At 64.5% G+C, this 5,111-nt stretch carries 7 protein-coding genes and 2 tRNA genes; 5 read left to right on the top strand and 4 right to left on the bottom strand.

Annotation, left to right across the window (positions count from 1 at the left end; genetic code table 11):
• Window positions 1-247: 247 nt before the first annotated feature.
• The 3 genes from BKH32_RS13315 (at window position 248) to BKH32_RS13305 (ending at window position 1,072) form a co-directional block, all read left to right on the top strand.
• Window positions 248-481, top strand: a complete 234-nt coding sequence (locus BKH32_RS13315; RefSeq protein WP_081376781.1) for an IS3 family transposase — start codon at window positions 248-250, stop codon at window positions 479-481.
• Between the two features lie 101 nt (window positions 482-582).
• Window positions 583-861 (top strand): DDE-type integrase/transposase/recombinase, encoded by a 279-nt coding sequence (locus BKH32_RS14775; RefSeq protein ID WP_081376780.1) that lies wholly within the window; start codon window positions 583-585, stop codon window positions 859-861.
• Entirely contained in the window at window positions 824-1,072 is a 249-nt protein-coding gene (locus BKH32_RS13305; RefSeq protein ID WP_081376779.1) for an integrase core domain-containing protein, read from the top strand. Before BKH32_RS14775 ends, BKH32_RS13305 begins: the two co-directional genes overlap by 38 nt.
• Before the next feature lie 123 nt (window positions 1,073-1,195).
• Here BKH32_RS13305 and BKH32_RS13655 read toward each other — a convergent pair whose 3' ends face one another.
• Window positions 1,196-1,711: a hypothetical protein gene (locus BKH32_RS13655; protein ID WP_143222799.1), complete on the bottom strand. Its 516-nt coding sequence runs from the start codon at window positions 1,709-1,711 to the stop codon at window positions 1,196-1,198.
• On the opposite strand from BKH32_RS13655, the gene BKH32_RS10625 reads away from it, so the two are divergent.
• Window positions 1,710-1,997, top strand: coding sequence for a hypothetical protein (locus BKH32_RS10625; protein ID WP_075250012.1), 288 nt, complete (start codon window positions 1,710-1,712; stop codon window positions 1,995-1,997). The two genes, BKH32_RS13655 and BKH32_RS10625, sit on opposite strands and share 2 nt — an antisense overlap.
• Before the next feature lie 285 nt (window positions 1,998-2,282).
• On the opposite strand, the gene BKH32_RS10620 is transcribed toward BKH32_RS10625, so the two are convergent.
• The 3 genes from BKH32_RS10620 to BKH32_RS10610 all read right to left on the bottom strand — a co-directional run bounded on the left by BKH32_RS10620 (window position 2,283) and on the right by BKH32_RS10610 (window position 4,159).
• Window positions 2,283-2,358: transfer RNA gene (locus BKH32_RS10620), tRNA-Arg, on the bottom strand.
• A gap of 161 nt (window positions 2,359-2,519) precedes the next feature.
• Window positions 2,520-3,833, bottom strand: a complete 1,314-nt coding sequence (locus tag BKH32_RS10615; RefSeq protein WP_256691651.1) for a hypothetical protein — start codon at window positions 3,831-3,833, stop codon at window positions 2,520-2,522.
• 239 nt (window positions 3,834-4,072) lie between these two features.
• A tRNA-Ser gene (locus BKH32_RS10610) sits at window positions 4,073-4,159 on the bottom strand.
• Between the two features lie 278 nt (window positions 4,160-4,437).
• Here BKH32_RS10610 and BKH32_RS10605 point away from each other — a divergent pair.
• A partial coding sequence (locus BKH32_RS10605; RefSeq protein ID WP_075250010.1) for a DNA alkylation repair protein occupies window positions 4,438-5,111 on the top strand: 674 nt, incomplete at its 3' end.

Below are 5,111 nucleotides of genomic sequence, written 5' to 3'. Positions count from 1 at the left end.
CGAGTCAGCCGAGATAGCAAAACTCAAGGCAGAGGTTCGTGAGCTGCGTCAGGAGAACGAGTTCCTGAAAAAAGCAGCCGCCTTCTTCGCCAAGGAACGACCGTGACCGAGCACTTGCGAGGTCATCAACCGTGAAGAAGGCTCCTACCCATCTCTGCGATGTGCCGATGGTCGGGCGTGTCAAAATCAGGGTACTACTCCTGGCGTGACCGACCCGAATCAGCAACAACTGTGAGGAGAAAAGAGCTTGGAGTCATGGTTAACGACGCCTTCGAGGACTCGTGAGGGCACCTACGGGTACCGACGAATTCAGGTGAGTCTGGAAAGGCGTGGTGTGCGGGCCGGCGGTTCCACGATCCGCGCCATCATGCGCGACCTGGGCCTGCAGGCCGCCGGGCCACGGGCAAAAGTCCGAACCACCGTGCCAGCCCAGGACCTGGATGCGCGCCCGGACCTGCTCAGGCGGGACTCCCGCCGCTGACGAACCTGGACGTAAGTGGTGCGGGGACATTGAGGCTTATTCACAGCATCCATCAAACACGCTGTGACCTGCGCAGATGCCGGCGTTGGCTACCCCTGTGAATAAGCCTCATTACCTACGTCAGGACGTGGGCCGGGTTTATCTATCTTGCGACTGTTCTGGACTGCTGTACTAAGAAGGTCGTGGGTTATGCGATGGCCGACCACATGCACACGCCCCTGGTGTGTCAGGCCATTGACATGACGGTCAGGAGATGCCCGGTCGAGGAGGGCGTGACGGTCTTTCACTCGGACAGGGGGAGTCAGTACACGTCTCAGAGGTTCTTGGATCACCTCAAGGGTTATGGGATTCGTCCCTCGGTGGGGCGCACGGGGGCGTGACTGGGTGGGTGCGTGGGCGGAGTCGTTCAACGCCACGCTCAAGAATGAGAGAGTCCACCGGATGGCGTATCCCACGAAGGACAAGGCGATCAACGATATTGCCTCGTGGATCGAGCTGAGATACAATCATATTCGCCTTCACTCAGCCCTAGGGTATCGCACCCCGAACGAGGCCGAAAGCGATTTCCTGGACCTGAAGAAGGCAGCCTGAAACACAAACAAGCACTGTCCGAAAAACACCCAGCAGTCCAAAGAATGAGGCTTATTCACAGCATCCATCGAAGGCACTGTGACCTGCGCAGATGCCGGCGTCGGCTAGCCCTGTGAATAAGCCTCATGAATCCGTGAACGCCTTCCGCACCTCAGTCTCTCGGGTGCGAATATCGTTTGTCTGAGTTACTAACGAGTTATACAGATTGTTTTTCGCTAGATAGTCATTGTGGCGCTCATCGTACGCCTTTAGTGTTTTATCATCGGCATTGCCTGATGGTTGCTGCTCTGAGAACTCCGGTTTGAGAACCAGTTCCCCTGACACTGTCAGACCGCCAGCAGTGGCCTGCTCCCTGATACCGGCCAGCGATGAACCTATCGACGTCAGCCCGCTCGCCAAGTTATCGAGAGCGTTCTTGTAGTTGGTCAGATCCTTGACCATGCCTTCACATGTCTTTACCGCACTATCGATCAGGTTCCGAGCCCCATTAGCCGATTCACCTTCAAGGCTTCCCACATCTTTGCGGGCATTTGCAAGATGATCGATCGAGTTATCAACGGATGTCTTCAAATTTCCAATCTTGATTGCCGAAGCCGTAATGTCCGATGGCGTGGCGTCGAGATGAGTATCAATAGACATGCTGACTTCTTCCTTTCAGCTGGATCCGGAACTCGAGTGCGACGTCGGAGTGGAACTGGCGTTGTTCTCATCCGTTTTCCGCATCGATTCACTCGCGGACGACAGCAAGGTCGATGTTCCAGGGATACTCGTCTGCATCCCCGTGAGCGCCATCTCCACAGCCGTGATGACTCGTGAGGCGTCCGCCTGCGAGGCCCCGCACCCAGACGGCAACTCGACCGTCTTCCCGTCAATCTCGGTGCTGGCTGAGTTCAACTCGTTAACTGCTCGCTGCGCATCGTCATAGTCCCACTTCAACCTACCCACCACAGAGTCATCCTCCTCATGCTGTCAACGACGCGCACACGCGCCATTACGCATGGAACGACGCAGATTTTACCAGCCAGTCGTGACTGTTTTGAGACCGAAGGTCAACTTCTCATACTCCTTGGCAAGCGAGACGCTCTCCCGACTGTCCAGCACGTGACTGATGGAATTACAGCCATAGGGTAACTCAGACCACACTCATCTTTGAACGGTCCACGCAATGGAAAACACCCCGGCTCCGACTATTCAGCCGATGACGGGGTGTTGGTGCGCCCGAAGGGATTCGAACCCCCAACCTTCTGATCCGTAGTCAGATGCTCTATCCGTTGAGCTACAGGCGCTTGTCGTTGCCGACGAGTAGAACACTACTCAGTGTCCGCCCAGGGGACAAATCCAATCCCCGTGACGATGCGCACAGGGCCGGAGTCCCCGCCGACGACGGGGCTCCGGCCCTGTGCGCGCTGTTGCGGCAGCGGTGCTCACACCACGGGCAGCGGGCCGCTCATCCTGCGTTGGAGGAGTTCAGCCCCAGCAGCGAGGCGCCCAGCACCGCGTAGAACACGAGGCCCAGAATGGCGCCAATGACCCCCCAGATGAGAGTGGCCCTGGCCCAGTTCTTCTTGCTGGCCGAGCGGCCGTTTCCGAAGGCGAGAACCAGCATGTAGATGAACCCGAGCACCGGGATGCCGGCCAGCAGGATCGTCAGCATCCAGCTGCCCATGGAGTCCGCGCTCTCGGAGTCCTCGGACCGCGCTGCTTCCAGCGCTCCGTCTCCTGTCGACCGCTCGAACGGTGAGCCCGCTGCGGTAGGAACCATGTCGGAGAAGGATGGGGTCTGCCCGGCTGCGGCGTCGGAGGAGGGGGCCGAGCCCCACTGGGGCGCCGAGCTCTGCGACGGGAAGGCTGAGGACGACGGCGCGGACTGGGCGACAGCCTGTGTCGCAGCGGGAACGTAGGTCTCCGTGGCCTGCTCGGCCTCGGCGCGGGCGGTCGCCGTGGGGAAGACCGAGGACATGCCGACCTCGCCGTCCTGACGGCCCCCGCTGAAGGGGTGCGAGTGCGGGGCGGGCTGCTGGGCGAAGGGTTGCTGGTCCTGCAGGCCCGCCGGCTGGGCCTGCGGCTGCTGACCCGGCCAGTGCAGGGTCTCCCGACTCGCCTCGGGGCCTGGAGCCGCACCGGCGGCGGGGGCCGAGGAGGTACCCGGGGCCGAGGGGACGCCGGGGGCGGACTGGGCGAAGGGCGACGACGCGGCCGCGGCGCCGTCGTCGGCTACTGCCCCGCCCCAGGCGGGCTGGGCGGCTGGCGGGTTGTAGGGCGCCGGCTGGGCGGTCCCGTTCTGCTGGGCGTAGGGGTTGGCCTGGATGTAAGGGTCGGTCGGCGCCGCACCGGGCTGAGCAGCACCGAGGCCGCCGCCCCCGGGCGGGTTGGGCCGGCCGAACTGGGCCGGCGGGTTGTAGGGCGCCGGCTGGGCGGTCCCGCTCTGCTGGGCGTAGGGGTTGGCCTGGATGTAAGGGTCGGCCGGGGCCGCACCGGGCTGGGCGGCCGCCTGTGCGGCATGCGCGGAGTAGGTGCGCGTCTGCTCCTCGGGGGGAGGCCCTGTGGGCAGGTCGGGCTGCACCGGGCGCCACGACCCGGACTGGGCGGCGGGCGCAGCACCAGGGACGGAGCCGGGCGCCTGCCCGGGGGCCTGCTGCTCGGCGCGCGCGGCATCGAGCATGTCCTGGTTGATGAGGACGGTCCGGGCGTTGAACTCGTCGCCCTGATTGGGGCGGGGCGAGCCGGAGGTCGACGGCTGGGTTGCGTCGTGGTCAGACATGAGGTCCCTCTCAGTCGGGTACAGCATCACGCTATCCCGGATCGGCGCAGGAAGACACACAGGCACCCCGATCGGCCAGAGGCGAACGCCCCGACCGCAGGGCCGATTCACGAGGACTCGTCAACGGTCGGCGAGCCGTCGGGGCCGCCGATAACCCACGTTCACGCCGATAACCCGCAATGAGCGCTTCGGCGACGAAGCCCCCGGCACGCTGCCGCGCACCGGGGCTCTCAGTCCGGCGGAGATGGGGAGATTCGAACTCCCGAGGGGCTTCCACCCCAACCTCCTTAGCAGGGAGGCGCACTAGGCCACTATGCGACATCTCCATCGCCTTCCCACGGCTCCGCCGCGGGATGCACGGGCAGCCTACCGGGAGGATGCCGCGTGAGCAAACCGCCGAAGGCATGTTGCGGACGCCTCGACATGAGGTGGCACGAGCACCGGCCGCAATGGGTGTCCTGCGCCCTCGCCCGCAGCCCGGGGTCTCCGGATTCGAGCCCCGGACGCCGGCGTCGCCGGGGCCATAATGTCTGTGGAAGCACGTCGTGAGGCGACGAGAGCGTGTCGAGAGAGCGTGTGCGGTGCACTGCGAGGAGGGGTGAGGATGACAGTGAGCGGGGAGACGGGTGCGCGGGTCTCAGCCTTCATCACCGAGCTGCGTGAGGCCCTGGAGGAGGCGGGCGACCCCGCCCGCGCCGAGCAGCAGCGGGCGTACCTGAAGTCCGAGATGGCGATGTACGGCGTCGGGGTCCCGGAAACACGGCGCATCTCCCAGCGGATCGCCGCCGCCCACGCCGGCCTGTGGACTGAGGCCGCCACCTGGGAGGCAGCGCTGCGGCGCCTGTGGGATGAGGCCACTCACCGCGAGGAGCGCAACGCGGCGCTGGCCGTCATCCGCGCCAAGCTGTCCGCGTCGCATGCCGGACGCATGGAGTCCCTGGCACTCTACGAGCATTTTCTGCGCACAGGGCAGTGGTGGGATCTGGTCGATGAGACCTCCCACGCCGTCGGGCTGGTGGTGCATGAGCATCCGGCTGCGGCGGCCCGCATGCGCGTGTGGGCCACCGACCCGGACATGTGGGTGCGGCGCAGCGCCATCCTCTGTCAGCTCCAGCACAAGGCCGACACGGACCTCGACCTGCTCACCACCGTCATTGAGGCCAACCAGGAGGACCCGGAGTTCTTCATCCGCAAGGCCATCGGCTGGGCGCTGCGCGACTACGCACGCACGGACGGCGACTGGGTGCGCGCCTTCGTCCAGGCGCATCCGGGCCTGTC

The organism is Actinomyces oris (assembly GCF_001929375.1).
Lineage (GTDB): Bacteria > Actinomycetota > Actinomycetes > Actinomycetales > Actinomycetaceae > Actinomyces > Actinomyces oris_B.
Note: the sequence above shows the minus strand (reverse complement) of the source record. Positions and strands in the feature narration are given on the sequence as shown.

What these genes read in the sequence shown, in the direction of transcription:
- BKH32_RS13655 (WP_143222799.1), bottom strand. Translation starts at nt 1,711, where the DNA reads ATGTCTATTGATACTCATCTCGACGCCACGCCATCGGACATTACGGCT.
- BKH32_RS13305 (WP_081376779.1), top strand. Translation starts at nt 824, where the DNA reads ATGGGATTCGTCCCTCGGTGGGGCGCACGGGGGCGTGACTGGGTGGGT.
- BKH32_RS10625 (WP_075250012.1), top strand. Translation starts at nt 1,710, where the DNA reads ATGCTGACTTCTTCCTTTCAGCTGGATCCGGAACTCGAGTGCGACGTC.
- BKH32_RS10615 (WP_256691651.1), bottom strand. Translation starts at nt 3,833, where the DNA reads ATGTCTGACCACGACGCAACCCAGCCGTCGACCTCCGGCTCGCCCCGC.